Source organism: Kribbella sp. NPDC003505, assembly GCF_040610875.1.
Taxonomy (GTDB): domain Bacteria; phylum Actinomycetota; class Actinomycetes; order Propionibacteriales; family Kribbellaceae; genus Kribbella.
In genome coordinates this window covers 42,508-67,538 of record NZ_JBEXNA010000011.1, presented here as the reverse complement: position 1 = coordinate 67,538, position 25,031 = coordinate 42,508, and the positions used below count along the sequence as shown (strand labels likewise).

22 protein-coding genes are annotated in these 25,031 nt (G+C 70.8%); 9 read left to right on the top strand and 13 right to left on the bottom strand.

From position 1 onward, the window contains the following. Positions 1 to 11: 11 nt before the first annotated feature. Genes ABZX12_RS31710 through ABZX12_RS31700 form a run of 3 tightly spaced genes read right to left on the bottom strand, consistent with a single transcriptional unit; the run spans position 12 to position 2,330 of the window. On the bottom strand, positions 12 to 275 hold the full coding sequence (locus ABZX12_RS31710; RefSeq protein WP_355699128.1) for a MoaD/ThiS family protein: 264 nt from the start codon (positions 273 to 275) through the stop codon (positions 12 to 14). Then, positions 272 to 1,366, bottom strand: a complete 1,095-nt coding sequence (locus tag ABZX12_RS31705; RefSeq protein ID WP_355699127.1) for an exo-alpha-sialidase — start codon at positions 1,364 to 1,366, stop codon at positions 272 to 274. Before ABZX12_RS31705 ends, ABZX12_RS31710 begins: the two co-directional genes overlap by 4 nt. A 31-nt stretch (positions 1,367 to 1,397) precedes the next feature. Next, the gene (locus tag ABZX12_RS31700; RefSeq protein ID WP_355699126.1) at positions 1,398 to 2,330 is read right to left on the bottom strand and encodes a 2-hydroxyacid dehydrogenase; all 933 of its coding nucleotides are present in this window, start codon (positions 2,328 to 2,330) and stop codon (positions 1,398 to 1,400) included. Between the two features lie 77 nt (positions 2,331 to 2,407). Here ABZX12_RS31700 and ABZX12_RS31695 point away from each other — a divergent pair, with 77 nt between their 5' ends. From ABZX12_RS31695 to ABZX12_RS31675, 5 genes are all read left to right on the top strand, one after another. After that, positions 2,408 to 3,787, top strand: a complete 1,380-nt coding sequence (locus ABZX12_RS31695; protein WP_355699125.1) for an FAD-binding oxidoreductase — start codon at positions 2,408 to 2,410, stop codon at positions 3,785 to 3,787. Continuing rightward, entirely contained in the window at positions 3,784 to 5,067 is a 1,284-nt protein-coding gene (locus ABZX12_RS31690) for a cyclopropane-fatty-acyl-phospholipid synthase family protein (protein WP_355699124.1), read from the top strand. The genes ABZX12_RS31695 and ABZX12_RS31690 overlap by 4 nt, the downstream gene beginning before the upstream one ends. Positions 5,068 to 5,143: 76 nt before the next feature. Further along, positions 5,144 to 6,061, top strand: coding sequence for an LLM class flavin-dependent oxidoreductase (locus ABZX12_RS31685; protein ID WP_355699123.1), 918 nt, complete (start codon positions 5,144 to 5,146; stop codon positions 6,059 to 6,061). Between the two features lie 32 nt (positions 6,062 to 6,093). Further along, positions 6,094 to 7,194, top strand: coding sequence for a PQQ-dependent sugar dehydrogenase (locus ABZX12_RS31680; protein WP_355699122.1), 1,101 nt, complete (start codon positions 6,094 to 6,096; stop codon positions 7,192 to 7,194). 176 nt (positions 7,195 to 7,370) lie between these two features. Next, entirely contained in the window at positions 7,371 to 7,802 is a 432-nt protein-coding gene (locus ABZX12_RS31675; RefSeq protein WP_355699121.1) for a hypothetical protein, read from the top strand. Between the two features lie 113 nt (positions 7,803 to 7,915). Here the strand turns inward: ABZX12_RS31675 and gatB are convergent, their stop codons facing one another. The 3 genes from gatB to gatC are packed head-to-tail and all read right to left on the bottom strand — an operon-like array spanning position 7,916 to position 11,213. Further along, a complete protein-coding gene (gene gatB, locus ABZX12_RS31670; RefSeq protein WP_355699120.1) occupies positions 7,916 to 9,412 on the bottom strand; it encodes an Asp-tRNA(Asn)/Glu-tRNA(Gln) amidotransferase subunit GatB in 1,497 nt (498 codons plus the stop codon). Then, positions 9,409 to 10,914 carry an Asp-tRNA(Asn)/Glu-tRNA(Gln) amidotransferase subunit GatA gene (gatA, locus tag ABZX12_RS31665; RefSeq protein WP_355699119.1) on the bottom strand — a complete coding sequence of 502 codons (1,506 nt, stop codon included), beginning with the start codon at positions 10,912 to 10,914 and terminating at the stop codon, positions 9,409 to 9,411. Before gatA ends, gatB begins: the two co-directional genes overlap by 4 nt. 2 nt (positions 10,915 to 10,916) lie before the next feature. Then, positions 10,917 to 11,213 (bottom strand): Asp-tRNA(Asn)/Glu-tRNA(Gln) amidotransferase subunit GatC, encoded by a 297-nt coding sequence (gatC, locus tag ABZX12_RS31660; protein WP_350274544.1) that lies wholly within the window; start codon positions 11,211 to 11,213, stop codon positions 10,917 to 10,919. 213 nt (positions 11,214 to 11,426) lie between these two features. Between gatC and ABZX12_RS31655 the strand changes: the two genes are divergently transcribed. Continuing rightward, positions 11,427 to 12,071, top strand: coding sequence for an ACT domain-containing protein (locus tag ABZX12_RS31655; protein ID WP_355699118.1), 645 nt, complete (start codon positions 11,427 to 11,429; stop codon positions 12,069 to 12,071). Between the two features lie 233 nt (positions 12,072 to 12,304). On the opposite strand, the gene ABZX12_RS31650 is transcribed toward ABZX12_RS31655, so the two are convergent. From ABZX12_RS31650 to ABZX12_RS31620, 7 genes are all read right to left on the bottom strand, one after another. Further along, on the bottom strand, positions 12,305 to 12,529 hold the full coding sequence (locus ABZX12_RS31650) for a hypothetical protein (protein ID WP_355699117.1): 225 nt from the start codon (positions 12,527 to 12,529) through the stop codon (positions 12,305 to 12,307). 17 nt (positions 12,530 to 12,546) lie between these two features. Further along, the gene (locus tag ABZX12_RS31645) at positions 12,547 to 14,004 is read right to left on the bottom strand and encodes a hypothetical protein (RefSeq protein ID WP_355699116.1); all 1,458 of its coding nucleotides are present in this window, start codon (positions 14,002 to 14,004) and stop codon (positions 12,547 to 12,549) included. Positions 14,005 to 14,101: 97 nt separating this feature from the next. Next, a complete protein-coding gene (gene ligA, locus ABZX12_RS31640; RefSeq protein WP_355699115.1) occupies positions 14,102 to 16,204 on the bottom strand; it encodes an NAD-dependent DNA ligase LigA in 2,103 nt (700 codons plus the stop codon). A gap of 90 nt (positions 16,205 to 16,294) precedes the next feature. Next, the gene (locus ABZX12_RS31635) at positions 16,295 to 17,272 is read right to left on the bottom strand and encodes a methionine synthase vitamin-B12 independent (protein WP_355699114.1); all 978 of its coding nucleotides are present in this window, start codon (positions 17,270 to 17,272) and stop codon (positions 16,295 to 16,297) included. Then, positions 17,269 to 18,357 carry a tRNA 2-thiouridine(34) synthase MnmA gene (gene mnmA, locus ABZX12_RS31630; protein ID WP_355699113.1) on the bottom strand — a complete coding sequence of 363 codons (1,089 nt, stop codon included), beginning with the start codon at positions 18,355 to 18,357 and terminating at the stop codon, positions 17,269 to 17,271. The genes ABZX12_RS31635 and mnmA overlap by 4 nt, the downstream gene beginning before the upstream one ends. Then, entirely contained in the window at positions 18,357 to 19,559 is a 1,203-nt protein-coding gene (locus ABZX12_RS31625) for a cysteine desulfurase family protein (RefSeq protein ID WP_355699112.1), read from the bottom strand. The genes mnmA and ABZX12_RS31625 overlap by 1 nt, the downstream gene beginning before the upstream one ends. A gap of 48 nt (positions 19,560 to 19,607) precedes the next feature. Beyond that, on the bottom strand, positions 19,608 to 22,193 hold the full coding sequence (locus tag ABZX12_RS31620; protein WP_355699111.1) for a LuxR C-terminal-related transcriptional regulator: 2,586 nt from the start codon (positions 22,191 to 22,193) through the stop codon (positions 19,608 to 19,610). A gap of 106 nt (positions 22,194 to 22,299) precedes the next feature. Here ABZX12_RS31620 and ABZX12_RS31615 point away from each other — a divergent pair, with 106 nt between their 5' ends. The 3 genes from ABZX12_RS31615 to ABZX12_RS31605 are packed head-to-tail and all read left to right on the top strand — an operon-like array spanning position 22,300 to position 25,022. Further along, complete coding sequence (locus ABZX12_RS31615) at positions 22,300 to 22,890, top strand: dihydrofolate reductase family protein (protein WP_355699110.1); 591 nt, start codon at positions 22,300 to 22,302, stop codon at positions 22,888 to 22,890. After that, positions 22,887 to 23,357: a pyridoxamine 5'-phosphate oxidase family protein gene (locus tag ABZX12_RS31610; protein ID WP_355699109.1), complete on the top strand. Its 471-nt coding sequence runs from the start codon at positions 22,887 to 22,889 to the stop codon at positions 23,355 to 23,357. The genes ABZX12_RS31615 and ABZX12_RS31610 overlap by 4 nt, the downstream gene beginning before the upstream one ends. A 60-nt stretch (positions 23,358 to 23,417) precedes the next feature. After that, a complete protein-coding gene (locus tag ABZX12_RS31605) occupies positions 23,418 to 25,022 on the top strand; it encodes a hypothetical protein (RefSeq protein WP_355699108.1) in 1,605 nt (534 codons plus the stop codon). Positions 25,023 to 25,031 lie beyond the last annotated feature (9 nt).

Sequence of the window (25,031 nt, the reverse complement as noted above, 5' to 3'; positions counted from 1 at the left end):
TTCGCGCGCCGTCAGCCGCCCGCGACGCTGGGCAGGATCAGCAGCTCGTCGCCGTCTTCGAGCGGCGTCCCCAGACCGTCGAGATCGCGGATGTTGTCGTCGCGCAGGTAGATGTTGACGTGCCGGCGGATGGCGCCCCGCTCGTCGGTCAGCCGCCGGCGCAGCGGTGCGTCGAGCGCGGCGAACGCCTCGGCCACGGTCCGCGCCTCGACCTCGACGCGCTCGACGCCGCCTGCGAACGGCCGGAGCACCGTGGGCAGCCGGACGCCGATCATCCGACCACCGCGGCGCGCACGGTCAGTACGTCGGGCAGATGCCGCGCGACCTCGACCCAGCCGTCGCCGGCGTCAGGGCTCGCGTAGACACAGCCGTCCCGCGTGCCGACGTACACCCCGGCGGGATCGGCGGTGTCGGTGCACATCGCGTCCCGCAGCACCGGGACGTAGGAGACGTCGGGCAGTCCGGCCGACAGCGGCTCCCAGGTGGCACCGGCGTCCCGGGACCGGAAGACCCGGCACTGTGCCCTGGTGGGAATCCGGTTCGCGTCCGCGACCAGCGGGAACACGTACACGGTCTCGGGCTCGTGCGGGTGCACCACGATCGGGAACCCGAAGTCCGACGGCAGGCCGTCGGCGATCGACGTCCAGACCGCGCCGCCGTCGTCCGAGCGGTACACGCCGTGATGGTTCTGCGCGAACATCCGCTCGGGTGCGTCGGGGTGCGCGGCGAGCTTGTGGACGCACTGGCCGAACTCCGGATACGGGTCGGGGAAGAACTTCGCCTGGATCCCCTGGTTCGCCGGCGCCCACGTCGCACCGCCGTCGGTGGTCCGGTAGACGCCGCCGGTGGACATTGCCACGCTCACCCGGTCGGGATCGGTCGGGTGCGGCACCACGGTGTGGATCGCCGCGCCACCGAAGCCGGCGCCCCACTCCGATCGGTGCGGGTGGTCCCACAGACCGCGGACCAGCTCGAACGTCACTCCGCCGTCGGTCGACTTCCACAGCGCCTGTGGCTCGGACCCGGCATACACGACGCCCGGCTGACCGGGCGGTCCCGGCTGGATCTGCCAAACCCGCTCCAGCGACGCGTCGGCGTCCTCCGGGAAGCCGATCGTGCCCTCCGGCGGCTCCGCCCAGCTCTTGCCGAGGTCGTCGGAGTGGAAGACGGCCGGCCCCCAGTGCTCGCTGGTGCCGCCGACGAACAGCCGAGGCCGGTCGCCACGGGTGTCGATGCCCACGGCGTACACGCCCTGCATCTCGAACTCGGGCACCGGCCCGTCCAGCTGCCAGTCCTTGCGGGCAGCGTCGCTCCGGCCGATCCAGAGCCCGTTCTTGGTCCCGATCAGCAGTACGGCCTCGGACATCGTCGTCCTCCTCCTAGCGTGTCCCAGAGTCCTAGCGTGGCGGCCCGGCCACCACGTTGATCAACGGTTCCCCGGACGCGTAGCGCTGCAACTGCGCACGCACCAGCCGCGCCACCCGCGGCGCGAAGGCCGTCGAGGCGCCGCCGCGGTGCGGGTTGATCAGCACATTCGGAGCAGACCACAACGGGTGTCCGGCGGGCAACGGCTCCGGGTCGGTCACGTCGAGCGCGGCCCGGATCCGGCGCGTCCCGAGCTCGGCGAGCAGCGCGTCGGTGTCGACGACGATGCCGCGGGCGACGTTCACCAGCAGGGCGCCGTCCTTCATCGAGGCCAGGAACTTGGCGTCCACCATCCGCCTGGTCTCCGGCGTCGCAGGGGTCAGCAGCACGACGACGTCCGCGCGCGGCAACAGCTCGGGCAGCTCCGCGATCGGGTGCACGCCGTCCCGCGCACTCCGGGCGACCCGGATCACGTCGCACTCGAACCCGGTCAGCCGCCGCTCGAGCGCCTCGCCGATCGCGCCGTACCCGAGGATCAGCACCGTGCGGTCGGCGAGCGAGTCGTCGACCTCGTCGTACGACCCCGGCCAGATCTGGCGCTCCTGGTCACGGACCGCACGCGGCAAGTTCCGGAACGACGCGAGGATGAGCCCGACCGCCAGCTCGGCCGTGGACGCGTCGTGCACGCCGCGCGCGTTGCACAGGGTGACGCCGTCGGCGAGCCGCGACTGCGCGTGCTCGAACCCGGCCGTCTGCAGCTGCACGACCTTCAGCGCCGGCATGTCGCGGACGACGTCGAACACGTCGCCGCCGCCCATGTAGCTGGGCACGTAGAACTCCACCTCGTCGAGCGACGTGGGCCGCTCACCGCCCGCGTAGAAGTCGACGTCGAACCCGTCGGGCACCCCGCCCAGGAACCCGGCGGGGTCCTCCCACGGAAGCCATGCCTTCACCACGTCAGCCATGCGTTTCAACCTACTCGGGATCGTGGACAGTTTTGAACTCCGGTGCCACGGAGCGGCCGTCGTCGTACTCTGGATCGGTGCCTTCGACATCGGACAGGGCGGTGATGGTCGCGCACGATCAGGCCGTCGGGCGGCTGCGGGAGTCGTACGAACTGATCCCGCCGGGCGAGCCCGTCCGGCTGGCCAAGCGCAGCTCGAACCTGTTCCGGCCGCGGGCCGCGGTCGACCGTCCAGGGCTGGACGTGTCGAAGCTGACCGGTGTGCTCGGCATCGACCCGGCCGCCCGCACGGCCGACGTCCAAGGCATGTGCACGTACGAGGACCTGGTCGCGGCGACCCTTCCGTTCGGCCTGACGCCGATGGTGGTGCCGCAGCTGAAGACGATCACCCTCGGCGGCGCGGTCACCGGGCTCGGCATCGAGTCGTCGTCGTTCCGCGCCGGCCTGCCGCACGAGTCCGTGCTCGAGCTGGACATCCTCACCGGCGCCGGCGACGTGGTCACGGCGCGGCCCTCCGGTGAGCACGCGGACCTGTTCCGGATGTTCCCGAACTCCTACGGCACGCTCGGGTACGCCACCCGGCTGCGCATCGAGCTCGACCGCATCTCGCCGTACGTCGCGCTCCGGCACGTCCGGCTCGGCCTGGACGAGCTGGCGCCGGCCATCGACGAGATCGTTGCCTCCGGCACGTACGACGGCGAGCCGGTGCACTTCGTCGACGGCGTCGCGTTCAGCCCGTCCGAGGCGTACCTGACGCTCGGCCGCAACAGCGACGCCGCGATCCGCACCAGCGACTACACAGGTCAGCAGATCTACTACCGTTCGATCCAGCAGCGGCAGCGGGACTTCCTCACCGCCCACGACTACCTGTGGCGCTGGGACACCGACTGGTTCTGGTGCTCGAAGGCGTTCGGCGCGCAGCAGCCGGTCGTACGGCGGTTGTGGCCTCGGCGTTGGCGACGCAGCGACGTGTTCCACAAGATCGTCGGCTTCGAGAACCGGCACCACGTCGCCGCGCGGCTGAACCGTCGCCGCGGCCATGCGGACCGCGAGCGCGTGGTGCAGGACGTGGAGATCCCGGTCGCGCGGCTGGCGGAGTTCCTGCGCTGGTTCGACGCGAACGTGGGCATGCGGCCGGTCTGGCTCTGCCCGTTGCGACTGCGCGGCGAGGCGTCCTGGCCGCTGTATCCACTGAAGCCCGGCGAGACGTATGTCAACGTCGGCTTCTGGGGCACCGTACCGATCGCGCCGGGCGCCGCCGACGGCGACGTGAACCGGCGGATCGAGGCCGCCGTCACCGACTTCGGCGGCCACAAGTCGCTGTACTCCGACGCCTACTACGACCGCGAGACCTTCGACCGGCTCTACAACGTCGCAGCGCTGGACGAGGTGAAGAAACGCTACGACCCGGACGCCCGGCTCACCGGGCTCTACGAAAAGGCGGTGACGCGCCGATGACGACGCTCGCGACCCAGCAGGTATCGATCGCGGAAGCCCTCACGACCGTGATGCCGGACGGTCTGCCGTTCCGGTTCTCGGCGTACGACGGCAGCGAGGCCGGGCCCTCGGACTCGCCCATTCACATGCATCTGGCCAACGAGCGCGGGCTGTCCTACATCCTGACCGCGCCCGGCGATCTCGGGATGGTGCGCGCGTACGTGATGGGCGACCTGGAGATCACCGGCGTCCACCCGGGCAACCCGTACGAGCTGATGAGGCTGATCCTCGACGAGTTCCACTTCCACCGGCCGAAGGCGGCCGAGGCGCTGCGCATCCTCCGCGGGCTCGGCTGGAGTCACCTCAAGCCGCCGCCCCCGCCGCCGCAGGAGCACCTGCCGAAATGGCGCCGTACGTTCGAGGGGCTGCGGCACTCGAAGGCGCGGGACAAGGCGGCGATCCACCACCACTACGACGTGTCGAACACGTTCTACGAGTGGGTGCTCGGGCCGTCGATGACGTACACGTGCGCGGTCTACCCGACCGCGGACGCCACGCTGGAAGAGGCGCAGTTCGAGAAGTACGACCTGGTCGCGCGCAAGCTCGACCTGAAGCCGGGGATGCGGCTGCTCGACGTCGGGTGCGGGTGGGGCGGCATGGTGCGGCACGCGGCCCGCGAGTACGGCGTCACCGCGCTGGGCGTCACGCTGTCCGCGGCGCAGGCCGAATGGGCAGCGCAGGCGATCAAGCGGGACGGGCTGGAGGACCGCGCCGAGGTGCGGTTCCTGGACTACCGCGACGTCCCCGAGTACGACTTCGACGCGATCAGCTCGATCGGCCTGACCGAGCACATCGGCGTCCGGAACTACCCGTCGTACTTCGGTTTCCTGCACAGCCGGCTCAAGCCGGGCGGCCGGCTGCTCAACCACTGCATCACCCGGCCGGACAACCACTTCCGCAACATCGGCGCGTTCATCGACCGCTACATCTTCCCCGACGGCGAACTGATCGGCTCCGGCCGCATCATCACCGAGGCCCAGGACGCCGGCTTCGAGGTCCGCCACGAGGAGAACCTCCGCGAGCACTACGCCCTCACCCTCGCCGCCTGGAACGACAACCTGGTCGCCCACTGGGACGAGGCCGTCGCCGAGGTCGGCCACCCCACCGCGAAGATCTGGGGCCTCTACCTGGCGGCCAGCCGCGCCGGTTTCGAACACAACACCATCCAGCTCCACCAGGTGCTGGCCGTGAAGCCCGATGCCCGCGGCAACTCCCACTTCCCGTTGAGACCCACCTGGTGAGTCATACGCCCGGCGCATCAAGTCCTTCGGGGTTCGGCATTGGACCGGCGCCGGCGCCACGGGTGACGGTGGAGGGGTGCCTGTCGAGTTCGGAGTCCTGGTCGATGTCCGCGAGGAAGGAGCGGGGTACTCCCCGGAACTGATCGAGGAGGTGGTGCTCGCGGACCGGCTCGGCTTCGCCGGAGCCTGGCTGTCCGAGCACCACCTGACACCTGACGGCATGCTCCCCTCGCCACTGGTGCTGGCCGGCGTGCTCCTGGCCCGCACGGAACGGATCCGGGTCGGCACCAACATCCTCGTCCTCCCCCTGCACCACCCGCTACGGGTCGCCGAGGACGCCGCCGTACTCGACCTCATCTCCGGCGGACGCTTCGTCCTGGGCGTCGGCCAGGGCTATGCCGAACGAGAATTCACCACCTTCGGAGCCGACCGCCACCGCCGCGGAGCATTGTTGGAGGAGGGCATCGGCCTACTCCGAGACGCCTGGTCCGGCCGCCTCGGCATCACCCCGCGCCCCCGGCACAACATCCCGATCTGGACGGCCGGCGTCACCGCCCCCGGCCTCCGCCGCGCCGCCCGCCTGGGCGACGGCATCATCATCTACTGCGCCACCCCCGCCGACCTGATCACCCGCCGCCAACGCCTCGACCAGGTCGTCCCCCAGCCGCCGCCGTTGATCTGCACCGGAATCATGCACGTCGACGAAGACCCCGACCGCGCCTGGTCCGACGCCTCCCCCGGCATCGCCTACCTGGAGGGCGAAATAGCGTCGTACGGCGACACCACCCCACCCGCACTCCACCGCGACTCCTACCTCGTCGGCACTCCCGAAGACGTTGCAAACCGGCTGATCGCGCTGCATCACGCAACCCGCTTCACCCAGTTCGCTCACTGGCTCCGCCTCCCGACGATGACCCACGAAGCGGCCGTGCGGTCTCTCGAATTGATTGCAGGTCGGGTCATTCCGGCCGTGCGGGCTGGTGGTTGTCGCTAGCTTGGGGGAAAGGGCTATTGGAGGAGACAGGCGTGCGCGGTCGGGCTGCGGTGGTGGTGGCGGCGTTGGCGTTGGTGGTGGGGTGTTCGGAGGACTCGCCGTCGGGGGCGGGTACGGCGCCGGCGCCTGTCAGCCCGGGTACGGCGAGCGGGGCTGTGGGGGCGGTGAAGTTGACGGTGGCTTCGACGGTGGCGACGGGGATCGAGGTGCCGTGGGGGCTGGCGTTCCTGCCGGACAAGAGCGCGTTGGTGGCGGAGCGGGACTCGGGGAAGATCAAGCGGATCGCCGACGGGCAGGTGAGTGACGTCGGTGAGGTGCAGGACGTGAACCCGTCGTCCGAAGGCGGGTTGCTCGGGCTCGCGGTCGATCCGGGGTATCCCGGAAAGCCGTACCTCTACGCGTACTACTCCGGCGGTGACGACAACCGGATCGCGCGGATCACCTACCGGGACGGGAAGTTGTCGGACCAGCAGGTGATTCTCGAGGGGATTCCGGCGGCGGCGATCCACAACGGCGGGCGGTTGCGGTTCGGGCCGGACGGGTTCCTGTACGCCGGGACGGGCGACGGATCGGACCGGCCGAACTCGCAGAACGACGACTCGCTCGGTGGGAAGATCCTGCGGATCACCACCGACGGCAAGGCCGCGCCGGGCAATCCGGACGGGCGGGTGTGGATCACCAAGGGCCACCGCAACGTCCAGGGACTCGCGTTCGACGGCGACCAGTTGTACGCCGCCGAGTTCGGGCAGAACACTTGGGACGAGCTGAACGCGATCACCCCCGGCTCGAACTACGGCTGGCCGGCCGCCGAAGGGATCAGTCAACTCGACGGCATGACCGACCCGATCGCGCAGTGGCACACGGCCGACGCGTCACCGTCGGGCATCGCGTTCGCCAAGGGGTACATCTTCATGGCGTCGCTGCGAGGCCAACGACTCTGGGCGATTCCGGTCTCCGGGGGCAAGCGGGTCGGCGAGCCGCGGGCGTTCTTCACCAATCAGTACGGGCGTTTGCGCACGGTCGAGGCCGCGCCGGACGGGTCGTTGTGGGTCACCACGTCGAACACCGACGGCCGCGGCGACACCCGCGACGGCGACGACCGGATCCTGCGCGTGACGATCAGCACGTCCTGAGCAGAAGTCAACCGTTTCAGGTCTTCGGTCGTCTGGTACTTGTTGGAAGGAAACGACCTGAGGAGGAGATCGGTATGCCGACCGGCCAGGCGTCTGGCGTCCCCAACAGCGTGATCGCATCGGTGAGCAGCTTCGACGATGCTCAGCGAACAGTCGAGTACTTGAGAAGCTACGGGATGACAGCGGCCAGCCTGGACATTGTCGGCGCCGGACTCCGGCAGGCCACCAGACGCAGAACGGTCCCGGCCGTGCGGCTCACCCTGGTCAGCGCGGCACACGGCGCGCTCCTCGGCGTACTCGCGGCGGTCTTCGCCACCCTGGTCGCCGAGACGACCCTGAACGGTCTCGCCGTCGTGGTCTGGGGCTTCGTGTACGGCGTACTCGTCGGAGCTCTCTGGGGTCTGTTCCGAGGGCTCGTCCGAAACCGCCCCGACGTTGTCACCACCGAGATCCTGCCGACCCACTACGAGGTCCGTTGCACGGCCGAAGAATTGAGGGTCGCCCAGACGCTGCTCGCGGACGCGGCCGACGTCGACGACGGCCGCGTCGAGCGCACCGTGATCGCCGATGCCCCGCATCCGGGGCAACAGCAGCGCGACGCCGCCTGACCAGCTGAGGGGTCAATCCCTCGGATGGTGGGTTGCGGACGGTGATTCTCAGGTGCCAACCGGCCATCTCAGGGGTTGACCCCCGAGATGGCCGGTCAGGTGGCCGGTGAGGGTCAGATGCCCAGCTTCTCGTTGAGCAGCTGGCGGACCTTCGCGGCGTCGGCCTGGCCGCGCATGTCCTTCATGACTGCGCCGATGAGGGCGCCGGCGGCGGCCGGCTTTCCGGAGTTGACCTTCTCGACGACGTCGGGGTTGGCGGCGATGGCGCGGTCGATCGCCTCCAGGAGGGCGGAGTCGTCGGAGACCAGGGCCAGGCCGCGCTTCTCGATGATCTCGGCCGGGGTGCCCTCGCCGGCGAGCAGGCCTTCGAAGACCTGGCGGGCGAGCTTGTCGTTCAGCGTGCCGTCGTCGACGAGCTTCTGGACCTCGGCGACCTCGGCGGGGCCGACACCGAGCGCTTCGAGCTCCTGACCGGACTCGTTCGCCGAGCGGGCCAGCTCACCCAGCCACCACTTCTTCGCGGCGGCCGGTGTCACGCCGAGCTCGACCGTCGCGACGATCGGCTCGAGCGCGTTGCCGTTGATGACGTCGCGCATCTCGAGGTCGGTGAAACCCCAGTCCTGCTGCAGCCGCGCCCGCCGGACCGACGGGGCCTCGGGCAGCGTGCCGCGCAGCTCCTCGACCCACTCGCGCGACGGCGCGACCGGGACCAGGTCGGGCTCCGGGAAGTACCGGTAGTCCTCGGCGTCGGACTTCTCCCGGCCGGAGGTGGTGATGCCGGTGTCCTCGTGCCAGTGCCGGGTCTCCTGCACGACCTTGCCGCCGGACGCCAGCACCGCCGCCTGCCGGGTGATCTCGTACGTCACCGCGCGCTCGACCGAGCGGAACGAGTTCACGTTCTTGGTCTCGGTCCGGGTGCCGAAGACCGTCGAGCCCGACGGCTTCAGCGACACGTTCGCGTCGCAGCGCAGCGAGCCCTGGTCCATCCGGACGTCGGAGACGCCGAGCGCGAGCAGCAGGTCGCGCAGCATGCTCACATACGCGCGCGCCACCGCCGCGGCCTTCTCCCCCGGCACCTCGATCGTCTTGGTGACGATCTCGATCAGCGGGATGCCGGCCCGGTTGTAGTCGACCAGCGAGTGCGAGGCGCCGTGGATCCGGCCGGTCGCGCCGCCGATGTGGGTGGACTTGCCGGTGTCCTCCTCCATGTGCGCGCGCTCGATCTCGATCCGGTACGTCTCGCCGTCGACGACCACCTCGGTCCAGCCGTTGAACGCGATCGGCTCGTCGTACTGCGAGGTCTGGAAGTTCTTCGGCATGTCCGGGTAGAAGTAGTTCTTCCGGGCGAACCGGCACCACTCGGCAATCTCGCAGTTCAGCGCGAGACCGATCTTGATCGCGGACTCGACCGCCTTCGCGTTCACCACCGGCAGCGCGCCCGGCAGACCGAGGCAGACCGGGCAGGTCTGGGTGTTCGGCGGCGCGCCGAACTCGGTCGGGCAGCCGCAGAACATCTTCGACTTCGTGTTCAGCTCGACGTGGACCTCGAGGCCCATCACCGGGTCGTACTGCGCCAGCGCGTCGTCGATTTCGAGGACGTCGGCAGTCATCGGGTCACCTCCAGCTCCGGAGCCTTGGTCATCAGTACGCCGCCCCACTGCTCGGCCAGCGCGGACTCCAGCGCGGCGCCGACCTTGTAGAGCAGGTCGTCGCGCATCACCGGGGCCATCACGTGGAAACCGACCGGCAGGCCGTCCTCGTCGGCGAGGCCGCACGGGAACGACGCGGCCGCGTTACCGGCCAGGTTGGACGGGATCGTGCACAGGTCGTTCTTGTACATCGCGATCGGGTCGTCGATCCGGTCGCCGATCGCGAACGCGGTCGTCGGCGTGGCCGGCGAGACCAGCACGTCGACCTGCTCGTAGGCTCGTGCGAAGTCGCGGGCGATCAGCGTCCGCACCTTCTGCGCCTGGCCGTAGTAGGCGTCGTAGTACCCGCTGGACAGGGCGTGCGTGCCGAGCATGATGCGGCGCTTCACCTCGGCGCCGAAGCCGGCCTCGCGGGTCAGGCTCATCACCTTCTCCGCGCTGTTCTCACCGTCGTCGCCGACGCGCAGGCCGTACCGCATCGCGTCGAACTTGGCCAAGTTGGACGAAGCCTCGCTCGGCAGGATCAGGTAGTACGCCGGGAGCGCGTACTGGAAGTGCGGGCAGGAGACCTCGACCACCTCGGCGCCGAGCTTGGTCAGCAGCTCGACCGCCTCGTGGAAGCGGGCCTCGACGCCCGGCTGGTAGCCCTCGCCGCCGAGCTCCTTCACGACGCCGATCCGCAGACCGGCGACGTCACCGTTGCGCGCCGCCTCGACCACCGGCGGGACGTCCTGGTTGATCGACGTGGAGTCCATCGGGTCCCAGCCGGCGATCACCTCGTGCAGCAGCGCCGCGTCGAGGGTCGTCCGCGCACACGGGCCCGGTGTGTCCAGCGAGGAGGCCAGCGCGATCAGCCCGTACCGCGAGGTGCCGCCGTATGTCGGCTTGACGCCGACTGTGCCGGTGAAGGCGCCGGGCTGCCGGATCGAGCCGCCGGTGTCGGTGCCGATCGCGAGCGGCGCCTCGTACGCCGAGATGGCCGCGGACGAGCCGCCGCCGGAACCGCCCGGGATCCGGCCCAGGTCCCACGGGTTGTGGGTGGTGCCGTATGCCGAGTTCTCGGTGGAGGAGCCCATCGCGAACTCGTCCATGTTGGTCTTGCCGAGGATCACGATCCCGGCGTCCTTCAGCCGCTTCACGACCGTCGAGTCGTACGGCGGCTTCCAGCCCTCGAGGATCTTCGAACCGGCCGTGGTCGGCACACCCTCCTGGGTGAGCACGTCCTTCAGCGCCAGCGGCACACCGGCCAGCGGGGACAGCTGCTCGCCCGCGGCGCGCTTGTCGTCGACCGCCTTCGCCTGCGCCAGCGCACCCTCGGTGTCGACGTGCAGGAACGCGTGCACGGCACTGTCGACGGCGGCGATTCGGTCGAGGTGGGCCTGGGTGATCTCCACCGAGCTGGCCTGCCCGGACGTCATCAGCTCCGCGAGCTCAGCCGCGGTCTTCCTGGTGAGGTCGGCCATGGTCAGTCCTCCTCCAGGATCCGCGGCACCCGGAAACGCTGCTCCTCCGCGGCCGGCGCGCCGGACAGCGCCTGCTCGGGCGTGAGGCACGGGACGTTCTCGTCCGGGCGCATCACGTTGGTCAGCGGCAGGGCGTGCGAGGTCGGCGGGATGTCGTCCGCCGCCACCTGGCTGACCTGCCCGACCAGGGTGATGATCTGGTCGAGCTGCGGCGCGAGGTGGTCGAGCTCGTCGTCGGTGAGCTCGATCCGCGCCAGTCGCGCCAGGTGCGCGACCTCTTCGCGGGTAATCGATGGCATGAACTGATCCAATGGTTCGCAGGACTTCCCGTAGCGCTTTCGGCCACGACCCAGTCATCCTAGTGGTCCGGCGTGACGGTCGCGTTTCCCCGTCCCCAGGGGTGTGGACAACGGCCGGATGAGATGGGTGGGCGTGTCCTCCCCTACCGCTCTGTAACATGGGCGGCGACAAGGCGTTACGCGCAAGGTGATCGGCTGGGAGATGATCGTTCGGTGTTCCTGCTGCGCTTGATCATCCCGGACCGGCCCGGTTCGCTGGGCACCGTGGCGACTGCCCTCGGTGAGGTGAACGCCGACATCCACGCGATCGAGATCGTCGAGCACCGGCGCGAGAACGGCACCGCGGTCGACGACATCGTGGTCGACCTGCCACCGGGCGTGCTCCCCGACCGCCTGGTCTCGGCCTGCAACAGCGTGCCGGACGTCGAGGTCATCTGGTTCTCGCGGTACGGCGCGGGCGGCGGGCTGCACATGGACCTGGAAGCGGTCGAGCAGATGACGTCGGCGCCCGCGGACGCGATCGACATCCTGGTCGAGCAGTCACCGGCCGTGCTGCACGCGGACTGGGCGGCGCTGCTCGACGGCACCGGCAGCGAGGTGAAGGTCGCGCTGGAGACCAGCGCGACGCCGGAGTTCGGCGACGTGGCCGGGGGCTGGCTCCCGATGGAGAAGGCGACCACGCTGGAGGCGCCGGACCACAAGGGCCTCGCGGAGTCGGTGCTGGTCGCCGCGCCGCTGGAGTCCGACCGCCGGGTCCTGGTGATCGGCCGTCGCGGCGGCCCCGAGTTCCTCGGCTCCGAGGTCGCCCGGCTCTCGTACCTGGCCTCACTGGCCGTCACCATCCGCGCCACGGCCTGACGCACTGGCCGTCACCATCCGCACCACGGCCTGACTCACCGCCGAGGCCCCACCACCGGTCGGCGCACCCGCGGGCCCCAATTCGAGGGGTTATCCCCTCGAATTGGGGGTTCTCCCCTCTCACACCAACCGAGAACCCCCAACTCCAGGGGATATCCGCTCGGATGCACGCACGCACGTACGGCGGCGGGCGTGCGAAAGCCCCGCTCGACGGGCGGGGCTTTCTGGGTGGTTCAGGTGAATTGGAAGTAGGCGAGGGCCCAGAGGCCGGCGATCACCAGCAGGACGATGAGCCCGATCAGGCTGACGATCAGGATCGCCTGGCTGTTGCTGCCGTTCCGGTCCGGGAGATCGAACTGGGTGGGGCCCCAGGGCCCGCCGCCGTCGACGCGCTGGACGGCCTCGGGCGGTGGCTGGGCCACCGTCCGCGACTCCCGCTTCTCCCGGGGGAACTTCAATCCGGCCTCCGTGCTGCTCAGGCGTAGAACGACTCGTACGAGATCGAGACCTGCTGCGACGTGTAGCTGGCCGAGCTGTTCCCGCTGATCTCGACCTTCCACCCGCCGACATATGCAGCGTACGACTTTCCGTCGTTGTGCGCGTCGACGTACGACTTCACGGCCTCGATGTTCCCGCCCTTGAGGGCGCCGAACGCGTCGCCGAGGGCGGCCGGCAGCGCCTTCTTCGCGTCCGCCGCCTCACCGGAGGCGCTGACCTCGATGTCCTTGATGCCCTTGCCGCTGCTGGCGTAGAAGAAGACCCGCTGGTAGCCGTACTTGCCGACGTCCTTCTTGCAGGACGTCGTGCAGACGTAGCCCTTGGCCTTCAGCGCCGCGACCAGCTGCGCCTGGGTGGTGTCGAAGGTCTGGTCGGGCAGGTCCATCGAGTCCTCGCCGGACTTGTGGCCGGACAGCCGGACGCTCTGGCCCTGGTTGCTGAGCTGGAACTCGCCCCAGGTGGTGCCGACCTCGTCGGAGCGCTGACCGGTCTTCACCGACTCCTGGATCTTCTTGACCTGGTCGGCGCCGAAGGTGTCGTTGCCGAGCGCCTGCAGCAGCTGGTCGAAGGAGACCTGCGCGTTGTTGAAGTTGTCGTCGTCCTGGGCCTGCAGCCGGACCGCGATGATGGTGCCGTCGGGCGAGAACTGGAAGATCGCCTCGGACTCCTTGCGGCCGTCCTGCTTGAAGCAGCCGCGGTGCGCGCCCTGACCGGTGTTGAACAGGTCGCTGCAGCCGAAGCCGAGACCCTGCAGCTTCTCGGTCGCGGCCTTGGCCTGGCCGGTCGCGTTGCCGAGCTCGCCGTTCTGGCCGGGTCCGCCCGACGTCGACGGGGAGCCGGTCGGGTTCGGGCTGCCGTTGCCGGTCGGCTCCGAGGTCGTCGTGGGCTGAGTCGTGGGCTCGTCGTCACCGCCGAACGCACGGATCCCGAGGAACACCAGCAGGCCGATCACCACGAGGCCGACCACGCCGCCGCCGATCAGCAGCGGGAGCTTCTCCTTGCTGATGCCACCCGGGCCCTTGGAGCCCGGACCGCCCGGCTGCCACTGCTGGCCTGGACCGCCCTGCTGCTGGTGCCACCCGCCTTGCTGCTGCTGGCGCTGGCCCCACGACTGCTGCTGGTAGGCGCCGCCCTGCTGCTGCGGCGGCTGACCCCAACCGCCCGCCGGCGGCTGACCGTACTGACTGGGCTGTCCCTGACCAGGCTGCTGGCCCCAACCACCCTGCTGCGGCGGCTGGTCCTGCTGCGGCTGGCCTTGCTGGGGCTGACCCTGCTGGGGCTGCTGCGGACGCTGGCCCCAGCCACCGCCCTGGCCCGGAGGCTGTTGTCCCCAGCCGCCCTGCTGCGGCGGCTGGCCACCCTGTCCCCCGTGCTGCCCGCCTGGCTGGCCCCCCGGCTGCCCAGGACCCCACGGTCCCTGCGGCGGCGTCGTCATATTTGCTCCTTCTGACCCAGTGTCGACGTGCAAAGTTAACAGTCGGACGGCTCAGAGCCGTCACTGGATCCATCCGGTTCGCGGTCTGGCGAAATCGTTACGACTCGTCCGCCCCGGGCGTGGTCGCCACCGCGGCGGCGGCGTCCGCGCCGTCCTCGAGCAGCACCCGGAAGCCGGCGGCGTCCAGGATCGGTACGCCGAGTTGCACGGCCTTGTCGTACTTCGATCCGGGTGACTCGCCGACGACCACGAACGAGGTCTTCTTCGACACCGAGCCGGCGACCTTCCCGCCGCGCCCGACGATCGCCTCGGTCGCCTCGTCGCGGCTGAACCCCTCGACCGTCCCGGTCACCACGACCGACAGCCCGGTCAGCGTCTGCGGCAGCGCCGGCCCGGTGCGCTCCTCGCGCATGACGACGCCGGAGGCCAGCCACTTGTCCACGATCGCCTGGTGCCACGGCACCTGGAACCACTCGATCATCGCCTGCGCGATGGTCGGCCCGACGCCCTCGATCTCGGCCAACTGCTGCTCGCTCGCGGCCCGGACGTCGTCGATGTTGTCGAACACCTCGGTGAGCGCCGCCGCCGCGGTCGGCCCGACGTGCCGGATCGACAGCGCCACCATCGCCCGGGACAGCGGCTTGGTCTTGGCCTCCTCGAGGTTGGCCACCAGCTTGCGAGCGTTCGCCGACAGCGTGCCGGCCTTGGTGGTGAAGAACGCGCTCTCGGCCAGCTTCTCCTCGGTGAGCGCGAACAGGTCGCCCTCGTCGGCGATCAGACCGTCGCGGATCAGCGCGTCGGCGGCCTTGAACCCGAGCCCTTCGATGTCGAACGCGGACCGCCCGGCCAGGTAGAACAGCCGCTCGCGCAACTGCCCCTGGCAGTACTGCGAGTTCGGGCAGCGGATGTCGACGTCGGACTCCTTGGCGGGCGCCAGCGCCGTGTCGCACCACGGGCACCGGGTCGGCATCTCCCAGGCCGGCAGACCTTCGGGGCGCAGGTCGACGACCGGTCCGAGGACCTCGGGGATCACGTCGCCCGCCTTCCGCAGGACGACGGTGTCGCCCGGCCGGACGTCCTTGCGGGCGACCTCCTTGGCGTTGTGGAGCGTCGCGTACTCGACCGTCGACCCGGCCACCCGGACCGGCTCCATGTGCGCGAACGGGGTGACCCGGCCGGTGCGGCCGACGTTCACCTCGATCTCGATCAGCTTGGTGTTGACCTCTTCCGGCGGGTACTTGTACGCGATCGCCCAGCGCGGCGCGCTCGAGGTCGACCCGAGGGCGCGCTGCAGATCGACCTCGTCGACCTTCACCACGACGCCGTCGATCTCGTGGTCGACCGAGTGCCGGTTCTCGCCGTAGTACGCGATGAACTCGTTGACCTCGTCGAGCGTGCCGACCCGGCGGGCGCGGTCGCTGACCGGCAGGCCCCACGCCTTCAGCTGGTCGTACGCCTCGGAGAGCCGGCCGATGCGGTGGCCCTCGACCTTGCCGAGGCCGTGCACGACGAACCGCAGCGGCCGGCCGGCCGAGACCCGCGGGTCCTTCTGGCGCAGCGACCCGGCCGCGCTGTTGCGCGGGTTGGAGAACACGTCCTTGCCGGCCTCGACGAGCTGCGCGTTCAGCTCCTCGAAGTCCTCGACCCGGAAGTAGACCTCGCCGCGGACCTCCAGGAAGGCCGGCAGCTCGTCGCCGCGCAGCTGCTCCGGGATGCTCTTGATCGTGCGGACGTTCGGCGTGACGTCCTCGCCGATGCGGCCGTCGCCGCGGGTGGCGCCGCTGACCAGCTTGCCGTTCTCGTACACGAGATCGAGGGCGAGGCCGTCCACCTTGAGCTCGCAGAGGAACCCGCTGTCGGTGATCTGCTGGACCGTGACCTCGCGCTCCAGCCGCTTCGCCCAGGCCTCCATCTGCTCGGCGGAGAAGGCGTTGCCGAGACTCTCCATCCGGGTCGGGTGCTGGACCGGGGTGAACAGCGTCGAGATCGGCACACCCACCTTCTGGGTGGGCGAGTCCGGTGTCCGGAGCTCCGGGTACTCCTCCTCGATGCCCTGCAGCTCGTGCATCAGCGCGTCGAAGTCGGCGTCCGAGATGATCGCGCTGGCCAGGTAGTACCGCGCGCGGTGGTCCTCGATCTCCTTGCTCAGATCCGCATGCCGCGTCCGCACATCCGTCGGAGCCCCGCCGTTCTCGCTCATGAAGAGAACTTACAACTGCCCACCGACGTTTCGTGGTCACGCCGCCTCCGGCGGCGGGTGTGGAGGCGGGGCCTCACGGACAGTTCCGGGTCATTCGTCGGCGGCTTCTCCGACCACGTCGGCGATGTCGCGGAGGAGCTTCAGGCGGGCCCTGGCGTCGGCCGGTGACGGAGCGGCTGCGAGCCCGCAGGCCGGCGTGATGACGACCTGCTTCAGCAACTGCGGGTCGAGGCCGAGCTCCCGCCAGCGGCGTACGAGCGGCTCGGCCGCCTGTTCCGCCTTGGGCAGGGCGCCCGTGGTGGGTACGACGCCCGCGTAGATGCTCGTGCCGGCTTCGGCTGCGACCGCGATCTGGTCCCAGGCCGCGGTGTTGAGCAGTGCGGTGTCCACAGCGACCCCGCTCGCGCCCGCCTTGGTGAAGACCTCGATCGGCGGGCGGGCCGCGCAGCAGTGAACGACGGTCGGTCCGCCGGTGGTGAACAGGCTGAGCAGCTCCACGGCACCAGGGCCGTCGACAGAGCGGTGCTTGCTCCAGCCGGAGGCCGTCGGCACGGCCCCGGCCAGTACGGCGGGGAGCCCGGGCTCGTCCACCTGCAACACGACCTCGGCTCCCGGGACCCGCTTCCGTACCTCGGCCACGTGCTGCTGCACACCATCGGCCAACGCCTGCGCCAGGTCCCGCCGTGCACCGTGGTCCGCCAGGACCTTGTCACCGCGGGGCCGCTCGATCGCAGCCGCCAGGGTCCACGGGCCGGTGATCTGTACCTTCAGCCGACCCTCGTACCCGTCGCCGTACTCCTCCAGCACGTCCAGGTCTTCCTGCAGCAACGCCCGCGCCCGCCGCTGGTCCAGACTGGCCCGCGCGTCCCCGCCGCCGGTCAGCCGCCACCCCACCGGCTGCAGGTCCGCAGCCAGCTCCGTCAGTACGGCGACGGTGCGGCTCAGCATGTCGCCGTACGGGCGCGCCGGGAGCTCGGGCAGGAACGGGAGGTCGACCAGTTCGAGTACGGCCCGCATCCACTCGCGGATGTCGTCGCCGGGGACGGAGCCCAGACCTGTCGTCGTCATACGCCGGCGGTGGCGCGCTGGACCGAGTCGATGGTGGCCGAGCCGATGACACGGGTGCCGTCGTACAGCACGACCGCCTGTCCTGGGGCGACGGCGGACGTGGGCTCCTTGAAGAAGACCTGCACTCGATCGTCCAGAACTGTTGCTGTCACCGGCACCTCTTCGCCGTGTGCGCGGAGCTGAGCCGTGGCGTGGAGCTCCGCGGCCGGCGGCGGGCCGCACCAGCGGGGCTTGGACGCGGTCAGCTCCGACACGGCCAGCTCCTCGCGGGAGCCGACGGTGACGGTGCGGTCGACGGGGCTGATGTCCAGCACGAAGCGCGGCTTGCCGTCCGCGGCCGGCGTGCCGATCCGCAGGCCCTTGCGCTGGCCGATGGTGAAGCCGTGGGTGCCCTGGTGCTCGCCGAGCTTGTTGCCCTGCGCATCGACGATGTCGCCCGGCGCCTCGCCGAGCTGCGCGCCGAGGAAGCCCGCGGTGTCGCCGTCGGCGATGAAGCAGATGTCGTGGCTGTCCGGCTTGGCCGCCACCGACAGCCCCCGCCGCTCGGCCTCCTCGCGGACCTCGGTCTTGACCGTGTCGCCGAGCGGGAAGAACGCGTGCGCCAGCTGCTGCTGGGTCAGGACGCCGAGCACGTACGACTGGTCCTTGGCCGGGTCCACCGCGCGGTGCAGCTCACGCCCGGACGCCGTCTCCACGATCCGCGCGTAGTGCCCGGTCGCGACCGCGTCGAAGCCGAGCGCGAGGGCCCGCTCCAGGACGGCGCTGAACTTGACCTTCTCGTTGCAGCGCAGGCACGGGTTCGGCGTGCGGCCGGCGGCGTACTCGCTGACGAAGTCCTCGACCACGTCGGCATGGAAGCGCTCGGCCAGGTCCCACACGTAGAACGGAATGCCGATCACGTCGGCGGCCCGGCGGGCGTCGCGGGAGTCCTCGATCGTGCAGCACCCACGGGCGCCGCTGCGGTACGACTGCGGGTTGCGGCTGAGTGCCAGGTGCACTCCGGTCACATCGTGCCCGGCCTCGGCCATCCGCGCGGCCGCGACGGCGGAGTCCACTCCGCCCGACATGGCTGCGAGTACCCGCATCAGGTGTTCCTTCCCACGTTCTGCAGACCGGCGGACTTCGCCCGCTCCACGACCGGTCCGATGGTGTCCAGTACGGCGTCGATGTCGGCGCGCGTACTCGTGTGCCCGAGGGTGAACCGGAGCGAGCCGCGGGCCCGCTGGTCGTCGTACCCCATCGCCAGCAGCACGTGGCTCGGCTCGGCGACCCCGGCGTTGCATGCGGATCCGGTCGAGACCTCGATGCCGCGCGCGTCGAGCAGCAGCAACAACGAGTCGCCCTCGCAGTCGCTGAAGGACAAGTGTGCGTTACCGGGCAAGCGGTGCACGGGGTCCCCCGACAGCAGCGCGCCCTCGACGGTGCCGGTGATGCCCGCGATCAGGGTGTCCCGCAGCTCGGTCAGCCGGCGCGCCTCGTCGGCCTGGTGCTTGATCGCGTGCTCGGCCGCGACGGCGAAACCGGCGGTCGCGGGGACGTCGAGGGTGCCGGAGCGGACGTCACGCTCCTGCCCGCCGCCGTGCAGGATCGGCGTCAGCTGCGTCTCCTTGTGGACGACGAGCGCCCCGATCCCGTACGGCCCGCCGAGCTTGTGCGCGGACACCGTCATCGCGTCGACGCCGAGCTCGCCGAAGTCCACCGGCAGCTGCCCGATCGCCTGCACGGCGTCGGTGTGCACGGGTACGCCGTACTCCTGCGCGATCGCCGCGACGTCGGCGACCGGCTGCAGCGTGCCGACTTCGTTGTTGGCCATCATCAGCGTGACGAACGACACCGACTCCGGGTCGCGCTCGATGGCCCGCCGGACGTCGTCCGGACTGACCCGCCCGAGCTCGTCCACGGGCAGCCACTCGATCTCGGCGTGCTCGTGCCGGCCGAGCCAGATCGCCGGGTCCAGCACCGCGTGGTGCTCGATGCCGCTCAGCAGGATCCGGCGCCGGCGCGGGTCCGCGGCCAGCCGGGACCACCACAGGCCCTTGAGCGCGAGATTGTCCGCCTCGGTGCCGCCGGAGGTGAACACGATCTCGCTCGGCTGGGCCCCGAGCGAGGCGGCGAGCGACTCGCGCGCTTCCTCGACCGTCCGCCGCGCGCACCGGCCGGAGCCGTGCAGTGACGAAGCGTTACCGGTCCGGGCGAGGTGCTGCGTCATCGCCTCGATCGCGGCCGGGAGCATGGGAGTCGTCGCCGCGTGGTCCAGGTACACCGTGCGGCGGTCGGGAGGAGTCATAACACTTTCAAGGGTATGTCCGGCACGGCTGTTCCCGCTCCTCGGGAGTCAGCGCGCGAGTTCCAGCGTGTGCCGCTGCTCGAAAGACGCACCGATCCGCCCGAACATCTCGGCCGCCTCCGCCAGCGCGGCACGGTCCCCGGTCAGGCGGGCCCGGGCTCTGCGCAGGACCGCGCCGGCCCAGGCGTTCTCGCTCGCCGCCCGGTCGACGTACTGCGCCGCGTCGGGATCGCCGGACACGACGGCCAGCTCAGCGCCGGCGGCATGCGCGTACGGGATCCACCACGGCTCGGGAAACGGCTCGAAAGCCCGCCGGACCACCGCCGCCGCTCCTGTGACCGCAGCACCGGTGTCGTGGCGGTGGATGACCAGCCGTGCCTCCACGAAGGCGGCCGGCGCGGCCAGGCCGGGATCGTCGGCCGGGTCGGTGACGCGCGCGATCTCAAGGGCGCGGGCCTGCCATATCGTCTCCTGACCGGTGCCGAGCAGCCCGTGCGCCAGCGCGGCCGCCGCCGCGGCCGAGGCCATCCAGACCCGCGGCGGGCAGCCGGCGGCCCGCCAGCCGTTCCACATCACGTCAGCAGCGGCCACGGCCTCGTCGAACATGCCGCTGAGCGCGTAGGCGCGAACCTTGCGCGGGGCGGTGATGTACGGATGCCCGTGCACCGGATCGTCGGTCAGCCGCGCCAGTCGGACCGCTTCGATCAGATCACCGACCGCGACCGCCGACGTCGAGGCGGAGTGGAACGCGTCGACGATCTCGGCAACCGCCCGCGGCTCGTGATCGGGCAGGGTGGCCGCGATGGCGAGCCGCTCCCTCGCGACCGCGTCCGCGTCGCGGAGCCGCCCGGCGGCCGCGACCGCGATGCCGTAGGCGTCCAGTGCGCTCAGCAAGTCCAGTGGGTGGTTCCCCTGTCGGGCCGCGCGGACGGCGGCCTCGGCCGACGCCAGATCGAACCGGTCGATCCAGGCCCGCGCAACGTGGAGCGGCACGCTGACCACATCGTCTCCGCCGGTGTCGGGCAGCAGTCCCGCGCCACGGTCGTCCGGCAGCCTGGCGGGGTCGGTCATCTCGTAGCGGTTCAGGATCGTGACGGCGTACCCGAGGGCGTCCGGGTTCCCGTCGGCGCCCGCCCGCATCATCAACCGGTACGCGTGTTCGCCGTCCGCGACCACCATCGCGGCGTCGGCAGCGTCGCGCAGGTCGTCGTACAGCTCGGCGGCGGTGCCTGCGTGGTCCGCGGCGGCCAGGTAGTGCTCCCGCGCCTCCAGGAAGCGTCGCCGGGCGAAGGTCAGGTGGGCGAGTGTGCGAGCCAGCCGCCGTACGTCGCCCCGCGCCGCGCGCAGGTCGGGCGCCAGCAGGTCGAACTCCTGTTGCCAGTCCTCCCCTGTCTCCAGTTGCTGCTCGAGCCTGGTCGCGACCGCGCAGGCCCACGCCACGTGCAGCGCGGCAACCTCGTCGTACTCGTCCTTCAGCTGTTCCAGGGCGAAGACACGCACCGTCTCGAGCATCCGCCAGCGGCTCGTCCCGGCGTACAGGCTGCGGTGCAGGAGGCTCTTGTCGGTCAGCCGGCCGAGGAGGTCGCTCAGCTCGCTCTTCGTGCTGTCCGGCGACACACCGGCGGCCGCAGCGAGGTCGAAGCCCCCGACGAACACCCCGAGTCGCCGAAACAACCTGCGCTCGTCCTCACCGAGCAGGTCGTAGCTCCAGCCGATCACGTGGGCCAGCGAGTTGTGTCGCTCGTCCGGGCCACGCCCTCCCGACAGCAGCCGCAGCCGGTCGTCGAGCGCTGCCAGCAACCCGTCCGGCCCCAGCGAGCCTGCACGGGCCGCAGCCAGCTCAATCGCCAGCGGTACGCCGTCCAGCTCGGCGCACACCTTGCGCGCGAGCTCACCGTCGTCAGCCAGCTCAGGCGCGACCAGAGCAGCCCTGTCCCGGAACAACTGCTCCGCTTCGGTTCCCAGCGTCAGCGGACCGAGCTGTACCGGCCGCTCGCCCGCGACGCCGAGACGCTCGCGGCTGGTCACAAGTACGGCGGTCTCGGTCGCCTCAGCGAGGATGCGGCCCACCAAGCCGGCTACGTCGTCCAGCAGGTGCTCACAGTTGTCCAGGACGAGCAGAGTGCGCCCGCGCTTCAGCCGCTCGAGTACTGCGTCAGTGAGGGTCTGCGGTGGTTGCTCGGTGGCCTGCAGCGCCTCGGCGACCGCCGCGACGACGAAGCCGGGCCGTACGGGGACCAGGTCAACCACGGCCCCGCCGTGCGGGTACCTGTCGGCGACCTCTGCGGCGACTTGGAGCGCAAGACGGGTCTTGCCGACACCACCCGGACCGAGCAGGCTGACAAGACGGTTGCTGCCGAGTGCTCTGGTCAGCTCCGCGCGGTCCTGTTCGCGGCCGACGAACGTCGTCCCCGGACCGGTCGGCGTACTGAATCCCTCCGGTTGCGCGTCCGCCAGCGCAGCGAGCTCGTGGCGGTCCGCGACGCCGTACTTGCGCAGCAGCGAGGAGATATGGCTCTCGACGGTCCGGACGCTGATCTGCAGCCGCCGGGCGATCTGGGCGTTGGAACGGTCGCCGGCGAGCGCGGCGAGCACCTCGGCCTCCCGCGCCGACACGTCCTTCGGACCAGCCATTGGCCCATCATGCGGGATCCGTGGTCCTTCCGTGGCCGGTACGGACGACTTTCCGTACCGCCCGCGCCGATGGTGGAACGACAACCTCGGAAGTCAGGAGAAGACCATGGGACGAGTACTGCTGGACATCACGATGTCGCTGGACGGCTTCGTCACCGGGCCGGGCGCGGACCTCACGCACGGCCTCGGGATCGGCGGCGAGCCGCTGCACGACTGGATCACCGGCGAGCAGACGGACGCGGACCGGGAGGCGTTCGAGCGCACGCAAACAGGCATCGGGGCCGTCCTGATGGGCCGCCGGACGTTCGACCTGCTCGACGGTCCGCAGGGCTGGAGCGCCGACGGGTTCAGCGGCGAGCGGCCGGCAATCTTCGTGGTGACGTCGAACCCGCCGAGCCGGGTCCGGCTGGACGGCTGGTTCGAGTTCGTACCGGACGGGATCCGGCCCGCGCTGAAGCTGGCCCGCGACGCGGCGTGTGCGCAGGACGTGATGATCATGGGCGGCGGGCACCTGTGCCGGCAGTACCTGTACGCCGGGCTGGTGGACGAGCTGCGCGTCCACGTCGCGCCGATCGTGCTCGGCGACGGTACGCCGCTGTTCGAGCGCACCACGCTGACGCCGATCCGGCTGGTGCCCCGCGAGAGCGCGAGCACGCCGAACGCGACCCACCTGACGTACGACGTGGAGAAGCCATGACCCAGGAGGTCCTCGACCGGCGTGCGGCGGCGGTCGTCGAAGCGAACAAGTACCTGGTGCTCGGGACGGTCGGCGCCGACGGCCTGCCCTGGGTGACGCCGGTCTACTTCACCCCCGACGGGCACGACGCGTTCTACTGGGTGTCGTCACCGGACGCGCTGCACTCGCGCAACGTGGCCGAGCGGCCGGACGTCAGCATCGCGATCTTCGACTCGAGCGTCCCGATCGGCGGCGCGTCGGCGGTGTACTTCCGCGCCCGGGCCGCCCAGGTGCCGGACGACGAGCTGGAGCGGTGCGTGGCGCTCTACGCCGCGCGCTACCCGGAGCTGCGCGCGTATTCCGTCGACGAGCTGCACGACGACATCCGGCTCTATCGCGCCCGCCCGACCGAGCACTGGATCCTGGTCACCGGCGGCGATCCGCAGTACGGCACGGGCATCGACTCGCGACGGCCGGTCTGGTCGTGATGACCCCGGGCACCCGCCATCCTTCCGGAGAGCAACATCCGATGGAGCGGAAGGCGGAGCATGTCCGACTGGTGGACCGAGCGCAGGCAGAACGAGCAGCTCTCCAACCTGGAGAGCGAGATGTCGTACGCGCGGCAGGAGACCTCGAGCCTGCGTTCCCAGTTGTCCCGGATCCAGGGCGGCCTGCAGAACCGGGTGGACAGCTTGACGCGGGCCTTCGACGCCTTCGTCGAGCTGTCCGACCTCCGCCACGAGACGGCCGGCTTCGTCGACGCCGCCGAGCTCCGCCGCTACGCCACCCGGGTCCTGTCCGCGATGGCGTCCAGCACCGAGCTCCCGGAGACCGGCAAGCCCGTCCCCCGGTACTGGTTGGGCCCCGCCACCGAAGCCCTGATCGGCCTGCACGCCGGGAAGCCCGCCGAGCAGGCCGTCGGTACGGCGATGGAGCTCGACCAGCGCCGTACGTCGATCTACCTGTCGCTGGCGTTGGCGGTCCTCGGGCAGCGGCACCAGGTGCGCACCGAATGGCTGGACGTCGCGTTCGGCGCGCCGGCTGCCGACGGGAGCCTGACCCGGGTGCAGCGGGTGCTGTGGACGACAGCCGCGCGCGGCGGCTTCGGACCGGACGGGCTGGAGCTCGTCGTGAAGCGTCTACAATCCGCCGCGTCGCCCGACGGCGCCTGGCTGTCCCGGCTCGAGCTGCGCGGCAGCTCGTCCCGCCCGCGCGGCCCGCGGCTGAAGGCGACCGAACGGCAGGACGAGGCCGGGGACCGGTTGAGCCGGATCCGGAACGCCGTCGAGACGATCGTCGGCAACACCGCGGCCCGTGAGCCCGACCCGGAGCTGAGCTATCCCGAGGAGCGCAAGACCGACCGCACCCCCGACGACGCGGCGGCGTCCCGCCGCGACGGCAAGTCCCGGCGCGACGCCGACGCGGACGACCAGCCCGACAAGGACAGCCCGGCGGCGATGCTGCGCCTGCTGATCTCCGAAGGCAGCGATCCCGAGCGCGAGACGCTGGCCCGGATCGCCGTACTGCGGGCACGGGTCACCGGCTCGCCCGAGTCGGCGGCGATGGCGCTGGAGGATCCGGCCGGCACGGTCGACACGTTGCTCACCGAGGACCTCGGGCTGTCCGCCGACCCGCACCTGTCGGCGGCCGCGCTGCGCGTCGTCGGGCCACTGGCGCTGCCCGGGATCGAGTCCTTGGCGCAGACCGCCGAACTCCCCGGTCCGACGCAGGTGTCGGTCGAGAGCGGCGGCCACACGATCACGATTCGCGCCGACGGTCCCGACCCGCTCGAACTGGGCAAGGCGACCTCCACGCTCACCGCGGCCGGCGGTGTCGTGACCACCGGGCAGCGCGCGGTTCCGATCGGTCTGCTCGCCGGCGGCGCCGTGGTGGCGATCGGGCTCGGACTGCTGCTGCACTGGTTCTGGATCGTCGTCGGTCTGGTGGTGATGGCGTTCGGTCTCAACAGCTACCTGTCGCTGCGCCGGGCCGTCGCCAACGACAAGGCCCGCGCCGCGGGCGAGGTCGACAACCTCAACGAGCGGTGCACCACGGCAGCGACCGCGCTCGCCGACTACCTCGGGAACACCGACGCGCGGAAGGCCGCGGTCGCCGAGGATCTGGCCGCTGTTCGCCGGGAGCTGACCACCTAGCGGTTCTGG

What these genes read in the sequence shown, in the direction of transcription:
- ligA (WP_355699115.1), bottom strand. Translation starts at nt 16,204, where the DNA reads ATGAGCGAGAACGGCGGGGCTCCGACGGATGTGCGGACGCGGCATGCG.
- ABZX12_RS31675 (WP_355699121.1), top strand. Translation starts at nt 7,371, where the DNA reads ATGACAGCGGCCAGCCTGGACATTGTCGGCGCCGGACTCCGGCAGGCC.
- gatB (WP_355699120.1), bottom strand. Translation starts at nt 9,412, where the DNA reads ATGACTGCCGACGTCCTCGAAATCGACGACGCGCTGGCGCAGTACGAC.
- ABZX12_RS31645 (WP_355699116.1), bottom strand. Translation starts at nt 14,004, where the DNA reads ATGACGACGCCGCCGCAGGGACCGTGGGGTCCTGGGCAGCCGGGGGGC.
- ABZX12_RS31620 (WP_355699111.1), bottom strand. Translation starts at nt 22,193, where the DNA reads ATGGCTGGTCCGAAGGACGTGTCGGCGCGGGAGGCCGAGGTGCTCGCC.
- ABZX12_RS31710 (WP_355699128.1), bottom strand. Translation starts at nt 275, where the DNA reads ATGATCGGCGTCCGGCTGCCCACGGTGCTCCGGCCGTTCGCAGGCGGC.
- ABZX12_RS31705 (WP_355699127.1), bottom strand. Translation starts at nt 1,366, where the DNA reads ATGTCCGAGGCCGTACTGCTGATCGGGACCAAGAACGGGCTCTGGATC.
- ABZX12_RS31615 (WP_355699110.1), top strand. Translation starts at nt 22,300, where the DNA reads ATGGGACGAGTACTGCTGGACATCACGATGTCGCTGGACGGCTTCGTC.
- ABZX12_RS31690 (WP_355699124.1), top strand. Translation starts at nt 3,784, where the DNA reads ATGACGACGCTCGCGACCCAGCAGGTATCGATCGCGGAAGCCCTCACG.
- gatA (WP_355699119.1), bottom strand. Translation starts at nt 10,914, where the DNA reads ATGGCCGACCTCACCAGGAAGACCGCGGCTGAGCTCGCGGAGCTGATG.
- ABZX12_RS31610 (WP_355699109.1), top strand. Translation starts at nt 22,887, where the DNA reads ATGACCCAGGAGGTCCTCGACCGGCGTGCGGCGGCGGTCGTCGAAGCG.
- gatC (WP_350274544.1), bottom strand. Translation starts at nt 11,213, where the DNA reads ATGCCATCGATTACCCGCGAAGAGGTCGCGCACCTGGCGCGACTGGCG.
- ABZX12_RS31700 (WP_355699126.1), bottom strand. Translation starts at nt 2,330, where the DNA reads ATGGCTGACGTGGTGAAGGCATGGCTTCCGTGGGAGGACCCCGCCGGG.
- ABZX12_RS31605 (WP_355699108.1), top strand. Translation starts at nt 23,418, where the DNA reads ATGTCCGACTGGTGGACCGAGCGCAGGCAGAACGAGCAGCTCTCCAAC.
- mnmA (WP_355699113.1), bottom strand. Translation starts at nt 18,357, where the DNA reads ATGCGGGTACTCGCAGCCATGTCGGGCGGAGTGGACTCCGCCGTCGCG.
- ABZX12_RS31625 (WP_355699112.1), bottom strand. Translation starts at nt 19,559, where the DNA reads ATGACTCCTCCCGACCGCCGCACGGTGTACCTGGACCACGCGGCGACG.
- ABZX12_RS31635 (WP_355699114.1), bottom strand. Translation starts at nt 17,272, where the DNA reads ATGACGACGACAGGTCTGGGCTCCGTCCCCGGCGACGACATCCGCGAG.